This is a genomic window from Blastococcus litoris, from assembly GCF_003075095.1.
GTDB classification, from domain to species: domain Bacteria; phylum Actinomycetota; class Actinomycetes; order Mycobacteriales; family Geodermatophilaceae; genus Blastococcus_B; species Blastococcus_B litoris.
On sequence record NZ_QCZF01000001.1, the window covers coordinates 512,828 to 532,231 of the forward strand.

Here is a 19,404-nt window from a genome sequence, read left to right on the forward strand (position 1 = left end):
GCGACGGTGCAGACCTTCCTCCCCGTCGCCGACTTCACCGAGTCGGCCCGTCTCCTGGACAACCCCCGGCTCGGCAAGCAGCGGGTGGAGTGCCTGCAGGTGCTGCGCGCGCTCGAGCTCCCCGACTACGGCTGGGCCAACCACCCGGTCGTGACCATGTGGCGGGGGCACACGGCCGGGCTGGTCGTCTACTCCCTGGCGATGGTCCGCGTCTGGCGGGAACGCGGGTTCGCCGACACCACCGAGGCGCTGATCGCCGAGTTCGCCCCGGAGGCGGCGAGGATGACCCAGGCCGAGGCGGCGGCGGCCGGCCTGCTGCCGAGCTGGGTGGGCGACGAGGAGCTGCACCTGTCGCACCGGTCCAACCTGCTCGCCAAGGACCCGGGCTTCTACCGCTCGCGGTTCCCGGCCGATCCCGACGACCTCCCCTACACGTGGCCCGGTCCCGACGACGTGCCGCCCGTGCCGGCGCCCGAGGGCGTCGGCGTGTGGGTCGTGCGGCCGCGGGCCCACACCGAGCTCGGCGCCTGCCTGGCCGCCGGCGTGGTCGGGCTGGGCACCCAGTCGGGGATCGACGTCGACGCGACCGGCATGACGCCGACCGAGCTGCGGACGCTGTCCAAGGAGCTGTCGGGACGGCGCCCGGCCAAGGACCTGCGCCAGCTGTCGGCGTTCCTCGACGAGATGGAGCCCGGCGACCGCGTCGGCCTGCCGATCGAGCACGGCGCCGGGCTGCTCCTCGGGGAGGTGGTGGGGGACTACCTCTTCCAGGGCCGGGAGCTGCTCCCGCACCGCCGGCCGGCCCGGTGGGAGCGGGTGGTCCCGCGCTCGGCGGCGCTGCCGCCGGCGACCCTGCAGGACCCCCGCGCCCTGTTCCGCGTGGTGCTCGACCCGGCTGCCGTGGCCTAGCTCCCCGGCAGGGGCACGTTCTGCAGCCGCACCTGCCCGCGCGCGACGAGCTTGCCGTCCTCGGCGCGGGTGAGCTGCACCTGCCACAGCTGCTGGGTGCGGCCCTGCTGCACCGGCTCGGCGACGACCTCGACCCGGCCGGCCGTCATGCTGCGGATGAAGTCGGTGTTGTTGTTGACCCCGACGGCGAACTGCCCGTGCTCCCGCACGGCCGTGCTGGCCCCGATGCTCGCGGCGGACTCGACGACGGAGCAGTACACGCCGCCGTGGACGACGCCCCACGGGGTGTGCTGCTCGGGCCCCAGGTCGACGTGCCCCGTGACGCGCGAGCCCGTCGCCTCCGCGACGGCGAAGTTGATCGCCGCGACGAACGGGCTCGTGGCCGTGAGGTCGACCGAGGGCAGGTCGCTGCTCACGCGTCCCACACCAGGCAGAACGGGTGACCGACCGGGTCGGCGTAGACGCGGAAGTCCCCTCCGCCGCCCGGCAGCCGCCGGGCGCCGAGCGCCAGGACCTCCGGCTCGGCCTCGTCGACGTCGGCCACGCGGATGTCGAGGTGGAACTGCTGCGGGCGGTCCGGATCGGGCCAGTCCGGCGGCTGGAGGTCCGGCGCCTGCTGGAAGGCGATCCTGTAGCCGGCGCCGGTGACGACCACCCAGTCGTCGCCCGGCGAACCCTTCACCTCCATGCCGAGCAGCTGGGCGTAGAAGCCGGCGAGGGCGTGGGCGTCGGGTGCGTCGATCACGACGGAGTGCAGCTGACCGATCATGGCCCCATCCTGGCGGGGCGCCGTTCGGGACGACAGGCGGGATGCGGCCGTGAGCCGCCGGGATCCGGCCATCCGGGCGGTGTGGTCGCTGCCGGGGCCGTACCGGAGGATCGCACCGTGCCCTCTCCCCAGCTCGGCTCCCTGACCTGGCTCCCCGTGGCCGACCGGCCCGACCTCCTGGCCCCGCCGGTCGCCGCGGCGGTCCCGTTGCTCGGCGGAGCCGCCTGGGTCGCGGAGATCGACGACGAGCTGGCCGACACCGCCGCGTTCAGCGACGCGTACGGGGTGCCGCTGGAGGCCTCGGCGAACTGCGTGGTGGTCGCGGCCCGGCGCGCCGGCCAGACCACCCTCGCCGCGTGCGTCGTCCTCGCCACGACGCGCGCCGACGTCAACGGCGTCGTCCGCCGCCACCTGGACGCCCGGAAGGCGTCGTTCGCGCCCCAGGACGTCGCGGTCGCCGAGTCGGGGATGGCGTTCGGCGGGATCACCCCGGTCGGGCTGCCGGAGGGGTGGCCGGTCCTCGTGGACCCGGCGGTCGCCGCCGCGGACGTGGTGGTCATCGGCTCGGGGATCCGGGGCAGCAAGCTCGCCGTCCCGGGCGCGGCGCTTGCCGGGCTGCCGTCGGCCCACGTGCTCGACGGCCTCGGGCGGCCGATGGCCCCGGTCCCGGACGAGCCGGCTCCGGCGCCCGTGCGGCCCCTCCGGGCGCCGGACGACAGCGATGTCGGGTGGGGCGAGCGACCGACCGACCCCTCCGACGACGACCGCCGCTACCTCGAGGACCGGCCCCCGCACTGGGGGAGCGACTGACTACTCAGAGCTGACCGGGCAGGCTCGTCGTCCCGGGCCCGGAGGGGTCGCGCCCCGGCCCCTGTCCCTGCTGCGCCCGCAGCAGGTCGCGGATCTCGACCAGCAGCTCGACCTGCGTCGGTTCGGCCGGGCCTGCCTCCTCACCGCGCTTGCGCCGTTCCACGAGCGTCTTCATGGGCAGGACCACGACGAAGTAGACGACCGCGGCGGTCAGCACGAACGTGATGAGCTGGTTGACGAACGCGCCCCAGTCGAAGGTCTGGCCGTTGATCGTGAAGGTGCCGCCGTCGACGCCACCGCCTCCGACCAGACCGATCAGCGGCTCGAGGAAGGAGCTGGTGAACGATCCGACCAGCAGCGTGAACGCGGTCCCGATGACGACCGCGACGGCCAGGTCGACCACGTTGCCGCGGAGCAGGAAGTCCTTGAATCCCTTGATCATGGGTCCATCCACGCACACCGGCGGCCCGGGACGTACGAGGCGCGTCAGGGCGGCGGGAGGCTGATCGTCAGGGTCGCGGTGGTCGACGCGGCCGCGAGCCGGGCGGCCGTGCCGCCGTCGACGGCCAGCAGCAGCAGCCCGGTCGCGGCGTCGTCCCGGGCGGCCTCGCCCGGGACGGCGAGGACCAGGGCCCTGGCGGCGACGGTCTCCGCCGTACCGGCGTCGGGAGCGCTGGCCAGGACGTCGACGCGGTCGCCGGTGCGGACGAGGGCCGCCACGGCGAGGTCGGCGAGCCGGACCGGTGCGGCGACCTGCCCCTCCGGCAGGAGGGCGGTCAGGCCGGCGCCGACCAGGCGGGCGTCGGTGACCGGTTCCCGGGCGCGTACGGACCCGGCGAGCACACGCCCGACCAGGGTCGACGGCTCGGCGGCCACCCCGCCCGGCACAGCGCCCACCGGCAGCCGGGCGAGCGACAGATCGCTCCGGGTGAGCACCCTGCCCGGCGGCAGGTCGGTGGCGGCCACGGTCACCGGGGCGTCGGCGGGCCGGTCGACCGCGGGAGACGGCGGCTCGGGGCGCAGCGCGAGCACCAGCGCCAGCACGGCGAGCAGCACCGCCGCCGCCCGGCGGGCGGTGTGCAGCGGATGACGGGGACGGCGCAGGCGGATCACCGGCCCAGCCTGGGGCGGCCGACGGGCGTTCCGGACGTGCCCGGAGAGGTTGTGGAGAGAGCCGTCCGCTGTGGACGGCGCCTCAGCGGGTCAGTTCGCGGCCTTCGACGAGGAGCCGGACGAGGTGCTCGCGCTCGACGTGGACGACGAGCCCTCCTTCGACGACGACGACGACGACGACGTGGACGAGGAGGACGACGTCGAGGAGCCGTTCGACGAGGAGGTCTCCGACGACGAGGCCGACTTCCGGCTGTCGGTCCGGTAGAAACCGGAGCCCTTGAACACCACGCCGACGGAGCCGTAGACCTTGCGCACCGGTGCGCCGCACTCCGGGCACTCGCTCACCGGGGCGTCGCTGAAGGACTGCACGACCTCGAACTCGTGCTTCCCCTCGGGGTTGGTGCAGGCGTACTGGTACGTGGGCACGACGGGTCTCCCTGGTGGTGCGGAACGTTCGGGTCGGGGCTGGCACTCGCACCCGGCGACTGCCAATGATGCGCCATCGACGCGGCCGGCGTCCACGCACCGTGCAGAGCCTCACGCCCGGGTGGGAGCCGCCCCGGTCCAGCGCATCGCGAGGATCACCGTGTCGTCCTTCTTGCCGCCGTCCACCAGGCTGCTCATGAGGTCGTCGAGCATGGCCGGCAGCGGTCGGGCCGCGGCGGCCGCGGCGGCGGAGCGGAGCCGGTCCAGCCCGTCGTCGATCACCTCGCCGCTGCGCTCGACGGCGCCGTCGGTGAAGGCCAGGAGCGTGGCCGTCCCGGGCACGTCGACGGTCACCGCGGTCGGCGGGACGGGGCTGGGGACGCCGACCGGCGGGGAGACGGGGCAGTCGACCAGCCGGGCGCCGTCCCCGGTGACCAGCATCGGGCCGAAGTGCCCGGCCGACACCAGCCGGAGCCGCCCGGCGGAGGCGTCGAGCTGGCCGAGCAGGACCGTCGCGAACTGGTGCTCGGTGTCGATGTCGAGGAGGCAGCGCAGCTTGGCCAGCACCGTCTCGATGCAGTGGCCCTCGGCGAGGTAGGCGCGCACCGCGAAGCGCAGCGCCGCCATGGTCGTCGCCGCGGGGAGTCCCCGCCCGGAGACGTCGCCGACGACGAACACCACGCACCCCGGGCGGACCTCGATGACGTCGTACCAGTCGCCGCCGACCGCCAGCTCGTCGACGCCGGCCACGTACCGGGCGGCGGCCTCGAGGCCGGTCAGCTCGGGCAGGACGGGGAGGAGCGCGTGCTGCAGCGTGCCGGCGATGCCGCGCTGCTGGCGGTAGAGCCGGTCGTTCTCGGCGGCGAGGCCCTCGGCGAGCGCCCGGCGGCGGGACACGAACTCGACGACGGTCACGGCGCCGACCGCCAGCGCGCAGCCCACTCCCAGCACGATCCACGGCAGGGCCGCGGCCAGCGGACCGGACAGCGGGGCGTCGGAGGCTCCCACGACGGTCACCGTGGTGTTGCCGAACGGCACCGCGGTGCGCTGCGGATCGCCGTCGATCGGCGTGGGCGCGGTGGCCTGCAGGAGCTGGTCGGGGTCGGCCTGGGTGCCCAGGTACAGCGCCAGGTCGAGGCCGGCGAGGGGCGAGGCGTCGTCGACCGGCGCCGGCTCGCCGTCGGGCAGCGGCGACTCGGCGTAGACGAGGAGGTCGCCCGCGCCCTCGGCCGGCATGAGGCCGTAGGCCAGCCGGCGCGGCTCGCCCGGGAGGATCCCGAGGATCACCAGCTGCCCGTCCGGTTGCAGCGCGGTGAGGGCCTGAGAGCCGTTCCCGGGCAGGACCGGGTCCACGCCCTGCACGGCCAGCTGCTCCGCCCGGCCGTCGGTGACCCGCCACAGCGACAGCGACTGCCCGGTCTGCTCCAGCTGCGTCGCGCCGAAGCGGGCGAAGGAGCCCGGGTTGGCGTTGGTGTTGACGGCGACGGCACCGACGTCGGCCAGCTGCACCTGCAGCACCGCCGCCTGCGTGCTGAGCAGGGACCCGACCTGCGCGAGCTGGCGGTCGAGCAGCCGTTCCTCGCCGTGCGTGGTCACCCGCCAGGTGAGGAAGGCCAGGACGCCGGTGATCGCCAGCAGCAGGACCGCGACGACGATGCTCACCTTGCGTAGCCGGACGGTAACCATGTCGTCACGGAGATTAACCGTCACCAGGACGACACGCCCGGGTTCCGGAAAAGCGGATCCGGCCGGGCAGCCGACCTCCATTACGGTCTGCCCCGTGACCGATCGCTGGCTCGACGAGGAGCAGCAACGGACCTGGCGTGCATGGCTCACGGTGTCCGAGCTGGTGCCCCGGGCGCTGGACGCACAGCTCCAGCGCGACGCCGGGATCAGCCACGCGGCCTACGTCGTCCTCGCGATGCTGTCGGAGTCCCCGACGCGCAGCCGGCGGATGAGCGACCTCGCGCGCCGGGCCAACCAGTCGCAGAGCCGGCTGTCGCACACCGTGGCCCGGCTCGAGGAGCGCGGCTGGGTGCGCCGGGAACGAGCCGCGGACGACGGCCGGGGCAACCTCGCCGTCCTCACCGACACCGGGTGGGACGTCGTCGTCGCGGTCGCGCCGGGGCACGTCGACGCCGTCCGGGAGGCGGTGTTCGGCCCGCTGACCGCCGAGCAGACCCGGGTCCTCGGTGAGGCGCTCGAGGCCATCGCCGCCAAGCTCGACCCCGACCGCAGCCTCCGCGTCCAGGACGGCGCCGACCTCGCCTAGCGCCCCAGGTGCCGGTACCGGTGCAGCCGGCTCCGGTAGCGCTCGGTGTCGTCGCGGCCCAGCAGCCCGGCCAGCTCCTCGCCCAGCACCCGGCCCAGCCGCAGGCAGAACTCGTTCGGCTCGTCGGCGGCGTCCGGACGCTCGGGCACGACGCGGTCGACGATCCCCGCCCGCCAGAGGTCGGTGGCCCGGACCCCCTGGTGGGCGGCCATCTCGTCGGCCCGGTCGACGGTCCGGTGCACGATCGCCGACGCGCCCTCCGGCGGCAGCGGCCCCAGCCAGCCGTTGGCCGCGGCGAGCACCCGGTCGGCGGGGACCAGGGCCAGCGCGCCACCACCGGTGCCCTGGCCGAGCAGCACCGCGAGCGTCGGTGCCCTCAGCACCACCAGGTCGTGCAGGCAGCGGGCGATCTCCCCGGCCAGCCCGCCCTCCTCGGCCTCGCGGGAGAGCGCGGCGCCGGGGGTGTCGATGAGCGTGACCAGCGGCAGGCGCAGCTCCTCCGCCAGGTGCATGCCTCGGCGGGCCTCGCGCAGCGCGGCCGGTCCCAGCGGTGCCGACAGCGACTGACCCCGCCGGTCCTGGCCGAGCACCACGCACGGGGCGCCGCCGAACCGGGCCAGCGCCAGCAGCAGGCCGGGGTCCTTCTCGCCGGCCCCGGTGCCCGACAACCCGACGACGTCGGTGGCGGCGGTGCGCAGCAGCCGTCGCACGCCCGGCCGGTCCTTCCGCCGGGACGCCGTCACGACCTCCCACGCGCTGCGGTGGTCCTCCGGGTCGTCGGCGTCGGTGCCGTCCTCCGGCCCCGGCTTCTCGGCGCCGCTGACGTCGGTGTGCCAGGTCTGCCGGGCGGCCAGCACGCGCAGCGCCCGGTCGGCGAGGTCCGCGACCTCCTCGTGCGGGACGACGGCGTCGATCAGCCCGCGCTCGGCCATGTGCTCCGCGGTCTGGACGCCCTCGGGGAACGGCTCGCCGTACAGCGCCTCGTACACGCGGGCACCGAGGAAGCCGATCGCGGCACCGGGCTCCGCGATCGTGACGTGGCCCAGCGATCCCCAGGAGGCGAGCACCCCACCGAACGTCGGGTTGCGCAGGTAGACCAGGTAGGGGAGCCCCGCCTGCTTGTGCCGGGCGATCGCGGCGGTGATGCCCACCATCTGCAGGAACGCGACCGTGCCCTCCTGCATGCGGGTCCCGCCGGACACGGGGGCGGCGAGCAGGGGGAGGCCCTCGTCGGTGGCCCGCTCGACCGCCGCCATGAGCCGCTCGGCCGCTGCGACGCCGATGGACCCGGCCAGGAAGCCGAACTCCCCGGCGACGACGGCCACGCGACGCCCGCGCAGCCGCCCCTCGCCGGTGATGATCGACTCGTCCTGCCGCGACTTCTCGGCGGCGGTGCGCAGCTCGGCGGCGTAGGACTCGGGCACCTCGCGCTGGCGGACGGGCGCGTCCCACGACGTCCACGACCCGGGGTCGAGGACGAGGTCCCGCAGCGAGCGGGCGTCGAGACGGGCGGGCTTCCCGGTCACGACTGCAGCCAGGCGCGGATCGCGTCGCCGTCGGCACCGAGCACCGGGGGAGCGGTGTGGTCGCGCCGGGTCGTCTCGGTCTCGCCGTCCGGACCGGGGGCGAAGAACCGCAGCGGCGGGCCGGGCAGCTGCACCCGGCCCAGCGTCGCGTGGTCGACGTCGACGAGCAGGCCCTGGGACAGCGTCTGGTCCCACCCGTAGACCTCGTCGACCGTGCGCACCTTCCCGGCCGGGATGCCGGCCGCGGCGAGCCGGGCCAGCAGGTCCTCGGCGGGGATCCCAGCGAACGCCTCCTCGAGCAGCGCGATCACCCGCTGCCGGTTGTCCACGCGTTCGCCGTTGGTGGCCATGCCGGGCGCGTCGGGGTCGAACCCGAACTCCGCGCAGAGCTTGCGCCAGAGCCCCTCGGAGCCGCAGGACAGCTGCACGCTCCCGCCCTGGCAGTGGAACAGGCCGTAGGGCGCGATCGAGGGGTGGTGGTTGCCCTGCGCGTGGCCGACCTTGCCGGCCACCGTCCACGCCGTCCCCTGGAACGCGTGCACGCCGACGATCGCGGCCAGCAGCGAGGTGCGCACGACCTGGCCGCGGCCCGTCCGCTCGCGCTCCATCAGCGCGGCGAGCACGCCGTAGGCGCCGTACATGCCGGCCAGCAGGTCGCCGATCGGGACGCCGACCCGCTGCGGGTCGTCCGGACCGGACCCGGTGAGCGACATCAGGCCGCCCTCGCCCTGGGCGATCTGGTCGTACCCGGCGCGGCCGCCCTCGGGCCCGTCGTGCCCGAAGCCGCTGATCGCCAGGGTGACCAGCCGCGGGTTCAGCTCGGCGAGGACGTCGGTGCCGAAGCCGAGGCGCGCCAGCGTGCCCGGCCGGAAGTTCTCCATGAGCACGTCCGCGCGGCGCAGCAGCTCGGTCAGCACCTTCTTGTCGCCCTCGTCCTTGAGGTCGAGGGTGATCGACTCCTTGTTCTTGTTCGTCGACAGGAAGTAGGTCGACTCGCGGTCGCCGTTCTCGGGCTGGACGAACGGCGGGCCCCACCCGCGGGTGTCGTCCCCGCTGCCGGGGTTCTCCACCTTGATCACGCGGGCGCCGAGGTCACCGAGCATCATCGCGGCGTGCGGCCCGGCGAGGGCACGGGTCAGGTCGACGACGAGGATGCCGTCCAGTGGTCCGGTCATGGCCCGATCCTGTCCTACAGCCATCCGGGGACGGCGAACACCAGCCACGAGAGCAGCGGTCCGACCGCCACGACGATCGCGGCGTAGGCCAGGATCTGCTTGTAGAAGCGGTCCTTGTCGACGTCCTGCGCGTTGGCCAGGACCAGCGCGCCGTTCGTGGAGAACGGGCTCACGTCGACGATCGTGGAGGCCACCGACAGGGCGACCACCACGCCCACGGCGCTGATGTCCCCCGACTCGAGGAACGGCACCGCGAGCAGGATTGCGACGCCGATGATGGCGGTCGACGACGCGAAGGCCGACACCACTCCTCCGATGTAGCAGAGGAGGAGGGCGATGAGCAGCGGCATGCCCAGCCCGATGACCGCCTCGCCGACGTAGTCGATCGTGCCCGCCTCCTGCAGCACGAAGACGAAGGTGAGCACCCCGGCGATCAGCAGGATGGTCGACCAGCTGATCTGGGTGACCGCCCCCTTGTGCTGCTGCGCCGAGAACAGCGCCAGGACGACGGCCACGGAGATCGCGACGAAGCCGATGTCGAGGTCGAAGGCCAGCGCCAGCACCGCGACGACCAGCAGGCCGACGAGCGTGAGCACCTGCTCGAACCGCACCGGCTGGGGGACGTCCGGGTGGATGTGCTCGTCGTCGTCACCGCCGACCGCGGGACCGGGGGCGGCGCCGTGCCCGCGGACCGTCGTCCCGTGGGCGTGCTCGGTGTGCGCGAGCGGGGCCGCCTCGACCCTGCGGCCGAGCAGCTTGCGGCCGCCCAGGACGAAGAAGAGCACCAGGGCGATCGCGAGGTTGAAGAAGAGGCTGCCCAGGAAGACCGCGACCGGGCTGCTCGGCAGGCCCTCGTCCTCGACGATGGTGTTGACCGTGACGCCGTAGACGCTGATCGGGGAGAAGCCGCCGCCCTGGGCGCCGTGGATGACCATCATGCCCATCAGCAGCGGGCTGATCCCGTGCCGCGCGGCGAAGGTCAGCGCGATCGGCGCGATGATCGCGACGGCGGCGGGGGAGAGCGCGCCGATGGCGGTCAGCGCCGCGGTGACGAAGAACATGATCCAGGGGATGGCCGCGACGTGGCCGCCGACGAAGCGCACGGCGCCGCGGACCAGCAGGTCGACGGTGCCGTTGTTCTGCGCGATCGCGAAGAGGTAGGTGACCCCGATCAGGGTGAGCACCAGCTCGGCCGGGAAGCCGCCGAGGATCTCGTCGGTGCTCAGGTCGACCGAGAGGGTCCCGACGAGGAACGCCGCCACGAACGCCAGCGCGCCCATGTTGATGGGCAGGAACGTGGCGATCGCGAAGATGACGACGAGCGCGAGGATGGAGACGATCTCGGGGGACACGGTCCCTCCTCCGGGCGAGCGGGGATGCGGTCGGCCCAGTGCACCAACTACCGGCGGGTAGCGCCTGCCAGCCGTCGGGCGGCGGCGACCTCGGGCCGGAGGGGCGTCGCCGCGGGCTGGCTAGGCTGCCGCCATGTCCAGCCCCACCTCGCGTCCGGCGCGCAAGGCCGTCATCCCCGTCGCCGGGATGGGAACCCGCTTCCTGCCCGCGACCAAGGCGGTCCCCAAGGAGCTGTTGCCGGTGGTCGACCGGCCGGCGCTCCAGTACATCGTCGAGGAGGCGGCCCGCGCCGGGCTGCCCGAGGTGCTGATGGTCACCGGCCGCGGCAAGTCGGCCATCGAGGACTTCTTCGACCGGGTGCCGGAGCTGGAGACGGCGCTGGAGAAGAAGGGCGACGCCGACCGGCTCGCCTCGGTGCACGAGTCCACGGAGGTCGCGCAGGTGCACTTCGTCCGCCAGGGCGAGGCGCGGGGGCTCGGGCACGCGGTGCTGCAGGCCTCGGCGTTCGTCGGCGACGAGCCGTTCGCGGTGCTGCTCGGCGACGACCTCATCGACGCCCGCGACCACCTGCTCGAGCACATGCTCGCCGTCCAGGCGCAGCACGGCGGCTCCGTCATCGCGCTGCTCGACGTCGGCCGGGAGAACATCGACAAGTACGGCGCGGTGGCCGTCGAGCCCGGCACGCAGACCGCGCTCGAGGGCGACGAGGTCGTCACGGTGACCGGCCTGGTGGAGAAGCCGCCGGTCGACGAGGCGCCGAGCAGTCTGGCGATCATCGGCCGCTACGTGCTGTCGCCGGCGGTGTTCGACGTGCTGCGCGAGACCTCGCCGGGGCGGGGCGGGGAGATCCAGCTGACCGACGCGCTGGCCACCCTCGTCGAGCGCGGCGAGCCCGTCCACGGCGTGGTCTTCAGCGGCCGGCGGTACGACACCGGCGACCGGCTGGACTACCTCAAGGCGGTCATCCGGCTGGCCAGCGAGCGCGACGACCTCGGGCCGCCGCTGCGCGCCTGGCTGCACGACTTCGTGGCCGACCTGCCCGCCGAGGGCGCGTCGTCGTCCTGACCGGCCACGTCACGGGGCACCATCGGCGTGCGGAGCGGCCGCCGGTACGGCGGACGGCGCTCGGCACGGCGGAACGACGGTGGTGAGGATGAGCGGTCAGATCGACGGCGGGAACGGCACGGGCGGCGCGTACCGGGGGTACCGGGACACCGCGCAGGTCGACATGCCGATGGCACCGCCGCGGGCGAGCGGCCCGTCGACCCTGCCCGGCGCACGGCTCGTGACCCCCTCGCACGCCGCGGCGTCGGCCGACCGCCCGGTGCCTGGTCAGCGCACGGCCGCCTCCGGTCCGATCCCGCTCCCGCCGGCCGAGTCGGTGCCGCTGGCGCAGATCTGCACCGTGGAGCGGCACCTCGACGAGATCCTCGCCGCCGTGCCGCAGCCGCACCCGATCGAGCTCGCGGTCCTCGACGCCCAGGGCCTGCTCTGCGCCGAGGAGGTCGTCAGCCAGCGGGCGCTGCCCGCGTTCGACCAGGCGGCCCTCGACGGGTACGCGGCCCGGGCCGAGGACGTCGTGGGCGCGCTGCCGCACGCGCCGGTGGAGCTCGCGGTCGTGGGGGAGAGCGTCGCCGGCGCCGGCGCGCCGTCGTCCATCGGGCCGGGGCTCGCGCTCAAGGTGGCTGCCGGGGCGATGCTCCCGGCCGGCGCCGACGTCGTCGTCCCCGCGGTCTGGACCGACGGGGGCGCGGTGACCGTCGCGGTGCAGGCCGGCCCGCCGGCCGGCAGCTACGTCCGGCGCACCGGGGACGACGTCGCACCCGGCGACCCGGCCGTGCAGGTGGGCACGCCCATCGGCCCCGCGCAGATCAGCCTGCTGGCCGCCGTCGGCCGCGAGCGGGTCCTGGTGCGCCCGCGGCCGCGGATCGCCGTGCTCAGCGCCGGCAGCGAGCTCGTCGACATCGGGACCCCGCCCGCGCCCGGCCAGGTCGTCGACGTCAACAGCTACGCCCTGGCCGCCGCCGCCCGCGACGCCGGCGCGGAGGCCTACCGGTCGGGGATCCTCCCCAGCGACCCGCGTCGCCTCTCCGAGGTGCTGGAGAGCCAGCTGCTCCGGAGCGACCTGGTGCTGGTGGCGGGCACGTTCGCCAGCGGCGGGTTCGACATGGTGCAGGAGGCGCTGTCCGCGCTCGGGGACATGCGATTCCGCCAGGTGACGATGCACCCCGGGCCCGCCCAGGGCTTCGGACGCCTGGGGCGGGACGAGATCCCGGTCATCTGCATCCCCGGTGAGCCGGTGGCCGCGCTGGTCGCCTTCGAGGTGTTCGTCCGGCCGGCCATCCGCCTGATGCTCGGCAAGCGCCAGCTGTTCCGCCGCACCGTGCAGGCGATCGCCGGGCAGGCGCTGGTCTCCCCGCTGGGCTACCGCCAGTACCTGCACGGCACGGTCATGCGGCACCCGGACGGCGGCTACGTGGTCGAGCCGGTCGGCGACGGCACCGACGCGCTCCTGGCCCGCATGGCCCGGGCCAACTGCCTGATCGTGGTCGACGAGGACGTCACGGAGGTCGCGGCCGGCGGCCTGGTCACCGTGATGCCGCTGCTGCTCGGGGGCTGAGCTGGATCCCGTCGCGCACCCCGGCTGGCCGGCCCGGCTGACCTGGGGCCCGGTGGAGCTGCACCCGCTCCGCCGCCGGGACGCCGGTGAGTGGAGCCGGCTGCGCCTGGCCAACGAGGACTGGCTGCGCCGCTGGGAGCCGTCGAACGGGCTGCCGTGGCAGGAGCGGCACACGCCCGCCGCCTACCGGGCGATGCGCCGGGTCGTCACCCGCCGGGCCCGCCAGGGCACCTCCCTGCCGTTCGCGCTCCGCGTCGAGGGCCGGCTGGCCGGCCAGGTCACCCTGGACAACGTCGTCCGCGGGGCGCTGCGCTCGGGGAACCTCGGCTACTGGATCGACCGGTCGGTCGCCGGGCGGGGCATGGCCTCGCTGGCCGTCGCGCTGGTGTGCGACCACGCGTTCGGCGCCGTCGGGCTGCACCGGGTCGAGGCCGACATCCGGCCGGAGAACCTGCCCAGCCAGCGGCTGGTCGAGCGGCTGGGCTTCCAGCGGGAGGGGCTCCTGCGGCGCTACCTCGACATCGACGGCGACTGGCGCGACCACGTCTCCTTCGCGCTGCTGGCCGAGGACCTCCCCGGCGGGGTGCTCGCCCGCTGGCGCGACCGCATACCAGGCTGAGCCGACCCGCCGGTGGACGGCGACCGCGACACGCCCCTGTCGTCACACCGGCCACAGAAATCCACGCGCGACACACCGCGCGCCTCCCGGGCGCGGACCTCCGACCTGCATAACCTCGCCCCTGCGAGTGACTCATGTGACAGGTGGTGTTCGGATGGGATCGGGCGTGCTCTTGGCCGCTCTGGTCGTGCTGTGGTTCGTCGTGCTGGTGCCGATGGTGGTCACCCGCGGCGACGCGCAGACCGGCCCGGTGGGCCTGGCTGACTCCGGTCGGACGCTGCAGCGCCGTCGGACCGTGGACCCCGTCGTCCACGCCGACACCGAGCGCGTGTCGATCGACCGGGACCTGCTGCGCACCAGCGGTGAGCTGCAGGTGGACGTGCACGCCCTCCGGCGTCGCACCCTGGCGGGCCTGGTGGCCCTCGCCGTGCTGTCCCTGGTGGGTGCTCTGGTCTACAGCCCCTGGGTCTGGACGGCGCAGGTGCTGCTCGACCTCGCCGTCGTCGGCTACGTGCTGGTCCTGCGCAAGGTGGCCCGCCGCGAGCGGCTCGCCGCCCGCCGCGCCGCCCGTGCCGCCGCCCGTGCCGCGCTGCGTACCGAGGCCCGGCCGGTGCCGGTGCAGCGCGACGTCGAGGTGCACGAGACCGTCGCGCAGGCGGACCTGCCGTCGCTGCCGCACCCGAGCGTGCCGCTGGCGCCCGTGCACGCGTTCCCGATGGGTCGCGTCGTCGCCGCCCGCACGCCGGCCCCGGCCGGTTGGCAGAACAGCGCCGTCGTCGGTCTGGACGACGACGACATCGGGTTCGCCGACATCGACGAGTACCAGCCGCGGCGGGTCGCCAGCGGCTGAACGCCTCCCGGCTCCCCGACGACGGCCCCGGTGCTGGCGTCGGGGAGCCGAGGCGGTAAACTCACTCCTCGAAGGGGCTGTGGCGCAGTCCGGTAGCGCACCTCGTTCGCATCGAGGGGGTCAGGGGTTCAACTCCCCTCAGCTCCACACCTTCACAGCACGACCCAGCCGACGCCGTCGGGGCCTCCGCCCCGGCGGCGTTCGACGTCCGGAGGAGACGACGTGAGCGAGCCCGCCCCGGACGACACGCGCGCGGTGCGGCTGCGCTGGATCGCGCGGGCGGTGGTCGCCGCGATCGGGCTGTACTTCCTCGTCGACGGGCTGCGCGGCGTGTGGGCGGACGCGGACGCCGTCGGGCAGGTGCTGATCGTCGGCGCGGTCCTCGTCGTCCTGGGCGTGGTCGCCCTGGTCCTGCTGCGCCTGGACCGCCGCCGCTGAGCTCAGCGGGCGTTGCGGAAGTCGGGCACCCGCTTCTCGAGGAACGCCCGCACGCCCTCGCGTCCCTCGGGGTCGGCCGCGGACTCGGCGATCAGCTGCGCCTCGTCGTCCAGCTGCTCCTCGAGCGTGCGGGTGGCTGCGCGGCGCACCAGCGCGCGGGTGCGGACCATCGCCCGGACCGGGCCCTCGGCGATCTCCCGCGCCACCATCTCCGTCGTGGCGCGGAGGTCCTCGTCCTCGACCAGGCGGGCGACCAGCCCGGTGAGGTGCGCCTCGGCCGCCGTCAAGGAGCCGTTGGTGAGCATCAGGTCCAGCGCACGGGGCGCACCCAGCGACCGGGCCAGCGCCCACGAGGTGCCGCCGTCGGGGGAGAAACCGATCGCGCTGTAGGCGGGCCGGATCTTGGTGGTGCGCGCGCAGACGACGAGGTCGCAGGCGCCCACCAGCCCGACGCCGGCGCCGGCCACCGCACCCTGCACGCCGGCCACCACCGGGACGGGGCAGTACAGGAGCGCCTTGATGACCTCGTGCCAGTCGTGCGCCAGGCGGCCGACGAAGGTGCCGGGGTCGTCGGAGTCGGCGAAGGAGCGCACGTCCCCGCCCACGCAGAAGCGGGGGCCGTTGGCCAGGAGCAGGACGACGCGGCTGCCCTCGGGACGGGCCGCCAGGGCCGCGGCGAGCTCGGCGGCCATCTGCGGGGTGAGCGCGTTGCCGGTCTCGGGGCGGTCGAGGGTGATCCGCCAGACGTCGCCGTCGACCTCCGTGAGCACGGCGGGCCGGTCCTGGGTCATCGTCGTCCCCTTCGTCCTCGCTGGTCCCGTCACCGTAGGGGCTGGGCGCTCAGAACCAGGAGGGGAACCACATCCGCAGCAGCCACTCCGGGTGGGAGAGCGGCTGCCCCGTGAGCACGGGGTAGAAGAAGACGAAGGTGGCCGCGACCAGGGCCACGTACAGGCACACCGCGCCGAGGCGGATCTGCCGCCGCAGGGAGTCCCTCTCGCCGCGGCCCAGGACGTCCTGCAGCGCCAGCACCACGGCCAGGACGAAGAACGGCAGGGCCGGCGCCATGTAGAAGATGAACATGGTCCGCTCGGGGTTGAGGAACCAGGTCAGCCAGCCGGCGGCGATGGCCACGGCGACGGTGACGGCGGCCGGGTCGCGGCGGGCCACGATGCGCCAGAGCAGCCAGAGCAGGGCGGGCGCGAACGCGAACCACAGCGTCGGCGTCCCGACCATGAGGATGTAGCGGATCACCTGGTCGCCGGCGGAGTCCGTCAGGCCCTGCGGGTTCCAGAGCAGGATCGGCCGGCCGTCGACCAGCCACGACCAGGGGCCGGACTCCCACGGGTGCGGCGAGGACAGCTGGTTGTGGAACCCGAGCCACTGGGCGTGCTCGTGCCACAGGGAGCGGAGCGCGTCCGGGATCCAGGGGAACGCGGTGTCGGGGTTCTGCTGGGCCCACGCCTTGCCCTGCGAGGTCTCGCCGAGGAACCACCCGGTGAACGACGCCAGGTAGGTGAGCACCGGGACGGCGCCCAGCGCCCAGACCGCTCCCGGGAGGCCGCGGCGCAGCGTCGTCCGCGTGGGGCTGGGGACGCCGGCCTCCCGCCAGGCGGCGCGGTCCCAGAACAGGCTCAGGACCGCGAAGAACGCCAGGAACCAGATCCCGCTCCACTTGACGGCGCAGGCCGCGCCGAAGAGGACGCCGGCGGCGATCCGCCACCCGCGCGGACCGATCCGGGCCGGGACGTCCATCGCGCGGACGCGTGCCCGCACCGTGTCGCGGTCGACGACGAGGCAGGCGACCGCGGAGACGGCGAAGACCTGGAGGAAGACGTCGAGCAGGCCGATGCGGCCGAGGGTGAAGGAGAAGCCGTCGAGCGCCAGCAGCAGCCCGGCGATCAGGCCCAGGAACGTCGAGCCGGTGAGCCGCCTGGCCAGCCGGGCGAGGACGACGACGGCGATCGTGCCCGCGACCGCCGACGGGAACCGCCAGCCGAAGGAGTTGTAGCCGAACAGCTGCTCGCCGGACGCGATCAGCCACTTGCCCAGCGGCGGGTGGACGATGAACGAGTAGCCGCGGTTGTACTCGAAGCCCCAGGTCAGCAGTTCGTGCGCCTCGGGCGGGTAGTACGCCTCGTCGAAGAGCAGGTCCTTCGGGTAGGTGATGCCCCACAGGCGGACGGCGAGCGTGACGACGCCCAGGACCGCGGTGAGGATCCACGACAGCCGCGCGTCGTCGGGCAGCGGCGGGGTGGTGTCCCGGCGGCGGCGGGGCGGCGTCCAGCGGCGGGCCACCGGAGGTGGCTCGGGTGCCGTCTCCGCCCGCTCGGGTGCCAGCACCGCCATGGGGGCAGGGTATGTGGCCCGGCCGGGGGGCCGGCCGTGACAGGCTCGTGGACGTGAGCGGACGGCTGGTGCTGGGTGGGGCGCCCCTCGGGCAGCCGGGCGACGTGGGACCGCGGCTGCGCGACGTGATGGCCTCGGCCGACGTCCTCGCCGTCGAGGACACCCGCCGCCTGCACCGGCTCGCCACCGACCTCGGCGTCACCTTCACCGGCCGGGTGGTGACCTTCCACGAGTCGGTGGAGAAGGCGCGGCTGCCCGGGCTGCTGTCGGCGATGCAGGACGGCGCGACGGTGCTGCTGCTCACCGACGCGGGGATGCCGTCGGTGTCCGACCCCGGCTACACGCTGGTGCGGGCGGCCATCGAGGCCGGCGTCCCGGTGACCTCGGTGCCGGGGCCCTCCGCGGTGACCACGGCGCTGGCCGTCTCGGGGCTGCCCGTGGACCGCTTCTGCTTCGAGGGCTTCCTGCCGCGCAAGGGCGGGGAGCGGCGGTCGACGCTGGCGGGCCTGGCCGACGAGCGCCGCACGATGGTCTTCTTCGAGTCCCCGCACCGGCTGGCCGACGCCCTGGCCGACGCGGCCGCGGCGTTCGGCGACGCCCGGCCCGCCGCCGTCTGCCGCGAGCTGACCAAGACCTACGAGGAGATCCGGCGCGGGCCGCTGTCGGAACTCGCCGTGTGGGCCGCCGAGGGCGTGAAGGGCGAGATCACGCTGGTGGTCGCGGGGGCGAGCGCGGCGCCCGTGCCGATGGACGCCGACCAGCTGGCGGCCGCCGTGGCGTCGGAGGAAGCGGCCGGTGCCACCCGCAAGGACGCCATCCGCGCCGTCGTCGTCCGGACCGGGCTGCCCCGCCGGGTGGTCTACGACGCCGTCGTCGCCGCCAAGTCCCCCTCGGCGGCGTCCGGCCCGCCGACCTGATCTCCTCCCTCGCCGCGACGCCCGGCCGGTGACTGTGCGCGGACCCGCCCCACCGCGCGCCCGATGACGTGGATCAGCGCACGGACGGCGCGTCCAGCGAGGGGAGGGGTCAGAGCCAGCCGTTGCGCTTGAAGCCGCGGTACAGGAGCACGCACACGGCCGCGATGACCAGCAGCACCAGGAAGTAGCCGTACCGCCACCGGAGCTCCGGCATGTAGTCGAAGTTCATCCCGTAGATGCCGGCGATGGCGGTCGGCACGGCGATGATGCCGGCGTAGGCGGAGATCTTCCGCATGTCCTGGTTGTCGGCCATCGTCGACCGCGCGAGCGAGGCCTGGAGGATCGACGACAGCAGCTCGTCCAGCGCCGACACCTGGTCGCGGACGCGGATGGCGTGGTCCTGGACGTCGCGGAAGTACGAGCGCATCGCCTCGGGGACGACGTCGATCTGGCGCTCGGCCAGCTTCTGCAACGGCAGCTCCAACGGGGAGACCGCCTTGCGCAGCGACATCAGCTCCCGCTTGAGCTGGTAGAGCCGGCCGATGTCGTCGGTGCGCTGGGGGCTGAACACCGAGGACTCGAGCTCGTCCACGTCGTCGGTGACCGCCTCGGCGACCTCGACGAAGCTGTCGACGACGAGGTCCGCGACGGCGTAGAGGACGGCCGACGGGCCCAGGCACAGCAGGTCGCGCTGCTCCTCCAGGCGAGCGCGCAGGCTGGTCAGCCCGGAGTGGGTCCCGTGCCGCACGGTGATGACGTAGTGCGAGCCGAGGAAGACCATGACCTCGCCGGTGTCCACCACCTCGCTGGTCGCGGTGAGCTGCTCGTGCTCCACGTAGGTCGCCGTCTTGAGCACCATGAACAAGGCGTCGTCGTAGTGCTCCAGCTTGGGCCGTTGATGGGCGTAGACCGCGTCCTCGACCGCCAGGGGGTGGAGCCCGTACCGGTCGCCGATCGCGGTCAGCTCCTCGTCGGTGGGCTCGTAGAGGCCCAGCCACACGAAGCCGCCCTGGGCGACGGCCGCCTCCAGCGCCTCCTCGGGCGTGACGGGTGCCTGCCGCCGGCCGTCGACGTACACCGCGCAGTCGACGACGACGTCCTCGTCCGCCGTGCGGGCGCGGGTCGACTTCGGCGCGCCCGCCGGGCGCGGGCGCGGTGTGGGCGGCTGCAGCGGAGGCGGCCCCGCGGGCAGGTCGCGGGGCGTGTCGGTCGCGGCCATCGCCCACCTCTCCAGTTCGGCCCGGTGCGGTCCGGGAGC

Annotated in this window: 21 protein-coding genes, 1 tRNA gene and 1 pseudogene; 11 read left to right on the forward strand and 12 right to left on the reverse strand. The window is 74.5% G+C overall.

The window, feature by feature from the left end:
• Positions 1-6 precede the first annotated feature (6 nt).
• Positions 7-909, forward strand: a complete 903-nt coding sequence (locus DCS98_RS02570; protein WP_116449745.1) for an MSMEG_6728 family protein — start codon at positions 7-9, stop codon at positions 907-909.
• Here DCS98_RS02570 and DCS98_RS02575 read toward each other — a convergent pair.
• Positions 906-1,325, reverse strand: a complete 420-nt coding sequence (locus DCS98_RS02575; protein ID WP_116450139.1) for a PaaI family thioesterase — start codon at positions 1,323-1,325, stop codon at positions 906-908. The two genes, DCS98_RS02570 and DCS98_RS02575, sit on opposite strands and share 4 nt — an antisense overlap.
• A complete protein-coding gene (locus tag DCS98_RS02580; RefSeq protein WP_116449746.1) occupies positions 1,322-1,678 on the reverse strand; it encodes a VOC family protein in 357 nt (118 codons plus the stop codon). Before DCS98_RS02580 ends, DCS98_RS02575 begins: the two co-directional genes overlap by 4 nt.
• A gap of 117 nt (positions 1,679-1,795) precedes the next feature.
• On the opposite strand from DCS98_RS02580, the gene DCS98_RS02585 reads away from it, so the two are divergent.
• A complete protein-coding gene (locus tag DCS98_RS02585) occupies positions 1,796-2,488 on the forward strand; it encodes a YbaK/EbsC family protein (protein ID WP_116449747.1) in 693 nt (230 codons plus the stop codon).
• A 4-nt stretch (positions 2,489-2,492) separates the two neighbouring features.
• Here the strand turns inward: DCS98_RS02585 and mscL are convergent, their stop codons facing one another.
• Positions 2,493-2,930 (reverse strand): large conductance mechanosensitive channel protein MscL, encoded by a 438-nt coding sequence (gene mscL, locus DCS98_RS02590; RefSeq protein WP_116449748.1) that lies wholly within the window; start codon positions 2,928-2,930, stop codon positions 2,493-2,495.
• Between the two features lie 44 nt (positions 2,931-2,974).
• Complete coding sequence (gene cpaB, locus DCS98_RS02595; RefSeq protein WP_116449749.1) at positions 2,975-3,601, reverse strand: Flp pilus assembly protein CpaB; 627 nt, start codon at positions 3,599-3,601, stop codon at positions 2,975-2,977.
• A 70-nt stretch (positions 3,602-3,671) separates the two neighbouring features.
• On the opposite strand from cpaB, the gene DCS98_RS23495 reads away from it, so the two are divergent.
• Positions 3,672-3,866, forward strand: coding sequence for a hypothetical protein (locus DCS98_RS23495; RefSeq protein ID WP_241037167.1), 195 nt, complete (start codon positions 3,672-3,674; stop codon positions 3,864-3,866).
• Positions 3,867-3,880: 14 nt separating this feature from the next.
• On the opposite strand, the pseudogene DCS98_RS23990 reads toward DCS98_RS23495, so the two are convergent.
• Together DCS98_RS23990 and DCS98_RS02605 are read right to left on the reverse strand one after the other, a co-directional pair.
• A pseudogene (locus tag DCS98_RS23990) lies at positions 3,881-4,123 on the reverse strand (FmdB family zinc ribbon protein); the annotation flags it as partial.
• A gap of 15 nt (positions 4,124-4,138) precedes the next feature.
• The gene (locus tag DCS98_RS02605; RefSeq protein WP_116449751.1) at positions 4,139-5,689 is read right to left on the reverse strand and encodes a PP2C family protein-serine/threonine phosphatase; all 1,551 of its coding nucleotides are present in this window, start codon (positions 5,687-5,689) and stop codon (positions 4,139-4,141) included.
• Positions 5,690-5,807: 118 nt separating this feature from the next.
• On the opposite strand from DCS98_RS02605, the gene DCS98_RS02610 reads away from it, so the two are divergent.
• Complete coding sequence (locus tag DCS98_RS02610; RefSeq protein ID WP_116449752.1) at positions 5,808-6,299, forward strand: MarR family winged helix-turn-helix transcriptional regulator; 492 nt, start codon at positions 5,808-5,810, stop codon at positions 6,297-6,299.
• On the opposite strand, the gene DCS98_RS02615 is transcribed toward DCS98_RS02610, so the two are convergent.
• Genes DCS98_RS02615 through DCS98_RS02625 form a run of 3 tightly spaced genes read right to left on the reverse strand, consistent with a single transcriptional unit; the run spans position 6,296 to position 10,352 of the window.
• Entirely contained in the window at positions 6,296-7,825 is a 1,530-nt protein-coding gene (locus tag DCS98_RS02615; RefSeq protein ID WP_116449753.1) for a carboxyl transferase domain-containing protein, read from the reverse strand. The genes DCS98_RS02610 and DCS98_RS02615 overlap by 4 nt on opposite strands.
• The gene (locus tag DCS98_RS02620; protein WP_116449754.1) at positions 7,822-9,000 is read right to left on the reverse strand and encodes a CaiB/BaiF CoA transferase family protein; all 1,179 of its coding nucleotides are present in this window, start codon (positions 8,998-9,000) and stop codon (positions 7,822-7,824) included. Before DCS98_RS02620 ends, DCS98_RS02615 begins: the two co-directional genes overlap by 4 nt.
• A gap of 14 nt (positions 9,001-9,014) precedes the next feature.
• Positions 9,015-10,352, reverse strand: a complete 1,338-nt coding sequence (locus DCS98_RS02625; protein ID WP_116449755.1) for an SLC13 family permease — start codon at positions 10,350-10,352, stop codon at positions 9,015-9,017.
• 133 nt (positions 10,353-10,485) lie between these two features.
• Between DCS98_RS02625 and DCS98_RS02630 the strand changes: the two genes are divergently transcribed.
• From DCS98_RS02630 to DCS98_RS02655, 6 genes are all read left to right on the forward strand, one after another.
• Positions 10,486-11,418, forward strand: coding sequence for a UTP--glucose-1-phosphate uridylyltransferase (locus DCS98_RS02630; RefSeq protein WP_116449756.1), 933 nt, complete (start codon positions 10,486-10,488; stop codon positions 11,416-11,418).
• Between the two features lie 88 nt (positions 11,419-11,506).
• Positions 11,507-12,973 carry a molybdotransferase-like divisome protein Glp gene (gene glp, locus DCS98_RS02635; RefSeq protein WP_206340062.1) on the forward strand — a complete coding sequence of 489 codons (1,467 nt, stop codon included), beginning with the start codon at positions 11,507-11,509 and terminating at the stop codon, positions 12,971-12,973.
• Positions 12,974-13,025: 52 nt separating this feature from the next.
• On the forward strand, positions 13,026-13,592 hold the full coding sequence (locus tag DCS98_RS02640) for a GNAT family N-acetyltransferase (protein ID WP_241037063.1): 567 nt from the start codon (positions 13,026-13,028) through the stop codon (positions 13,590-13,592).
• 166 nt (positions 13,593-13,758) lie between these two features.
• Entirely contained in the window at positions 13,759-14,442 is a 684-nt protein-coding gene (locus tag DCS98_RS02645; RefSeq protein ID WP_241037066.1) for a hypothetical protein, read from the forward strand.
• Between the two features lie 73 nt (positions 14,443-14,515).
• Positions 14,516-14,589, forward strand: a tRNA-Ala gene (locus DCS98_RS02650).
• Positions 14,590-14,664: 75 nt separating this feature from the next.
• Positions 14,665-14,880 (forward strand): hypothetical protein, encoded by a 216-nt coding sequence (locus DCS98_RS02655; protein WP_116449759.1) that lies wholly within the window; start codon positions 14,665-14,667, stop codon positions 14,878-14,880.
• A gap of 2 nt (positions 14,881-14,882) precedes the next feature.
• Here the strand turns inward: DCS98_RS02655 and DCS98_RS02660 are convergent, their stop codons facing one another.
• Positions 14,883-15,671, reverse strand: coding sequence for an enoyl-CoA hydratase/isomerase family protein (locus tag DCS98_RS02660; RefSeq protein ID WP_116449760.1), 789 nt, complete (start codon positions 15,669-15,671; stop codon positions 14,883-14,885).
• A gap of 49 nt (positions 15,672-15,720) precedes the next feature.
• Positions 15,721-17,229, reverse strand: coding sequence for a dolichyl-phosphate-mannose--protein mannosyltransferase (locus DCS98_RS02665; protein WP_116449761.1), 1,509 nt, complete (start codon positions 17,227-17,229; stop codon positions 15,721-15,723).
• Positions 17,230-17,282: 53 nt separating this feature from the next.
• Between DCS98_RS02665 and rsmI the strand changes: the two genes are divergently transcribed.
• Entirely contained in the window at positions 17,283-18,146 is an 864-nt protein-coding gene (gene rsmI, locus DCS98_RS02670) for a 16S rRNA (cytidine(1402)-2'-O)-methyltransferase (RefSeq protein WP_116450141.1), read from the forward strand.
• A gap of 109 nt (positions 18,147-18,255) precedes the next feature.
• On the opposite strand, the gene corA is transcribed toward rsmI, so the two are convergent.
• Positions 18,256-19,365, reverse strand: coding sequence for a magnesium/cobalt transporter CorA (corA, locus tag DCS98_RS02675; RefSeq protein WP_116449762.1), 1,110 nt, complete (start codon positions 19,363-19,365; stop codon positions 18,256-18,258).
• Positions 19,366-19,404 lie beyond the last annotated feature (39 nt).

Excerpts from the sequence above, each read along its gene's own strand:
- DCS98_RS02580 (WP_116449746.1), bottom strand. The coding sequence starts at position 1,678 with ATGATCGGTCAGCTGCACTCCGTCGTGATCGACGCACCCGACGCCCAC.
- mscL (WP_116449748.1), bottom strand. The coding sequence starts at position 2,930 with ATGATCAAGGGATTCAAGGACTTCCTGCTCCGCGGCAACGTGGTCGAC.
- DCS98_RS02620 (WP_116449754.1), bottom strand. The coding sequence starts at position 9,000 with ATGACCGGACCACTGGACGGCATCCTCGTCGTCGACCTGACCCGTGCC.
- DCS98_RS02630 (WP_116449756.1), top strand. The coding sequence starts at position 10,486 with ATGTCCAGCCCCACCTCGCGTCCGGCGCGCAAGGCCGTCATCCCCGTC.
- glp (WP_206340062.1), top strand. The coding sequence starts at position 11,507 with ATGAGCGGTCAGATCGACGGCGGGAACGGCACGGGCGGCGCGTACCGG.
- DCS98_RS02660 (WP_116449760.1), bottom strand. The coding sequence starts at position 15,671 with ATGACCCAGGACCGGCCCGCCGTGCTCACGGAGGTCGACGGCGACGTC.
- DCS98_RS02665 (WP_116449761.1), bottom strand. The coding sequence starts at position 17,229 with ATGGCGGTGCTGGCACCCGAGCGGGCGGAGACGGCACCCGAGCCACCT.
- corA (WP_116449762.1), bottom strand. The coding sequence starts at position 19,365 with ATGGCCGCGACCGACACGCCCCGCGACCTGCCCGCGGGGCCGCCTCCG.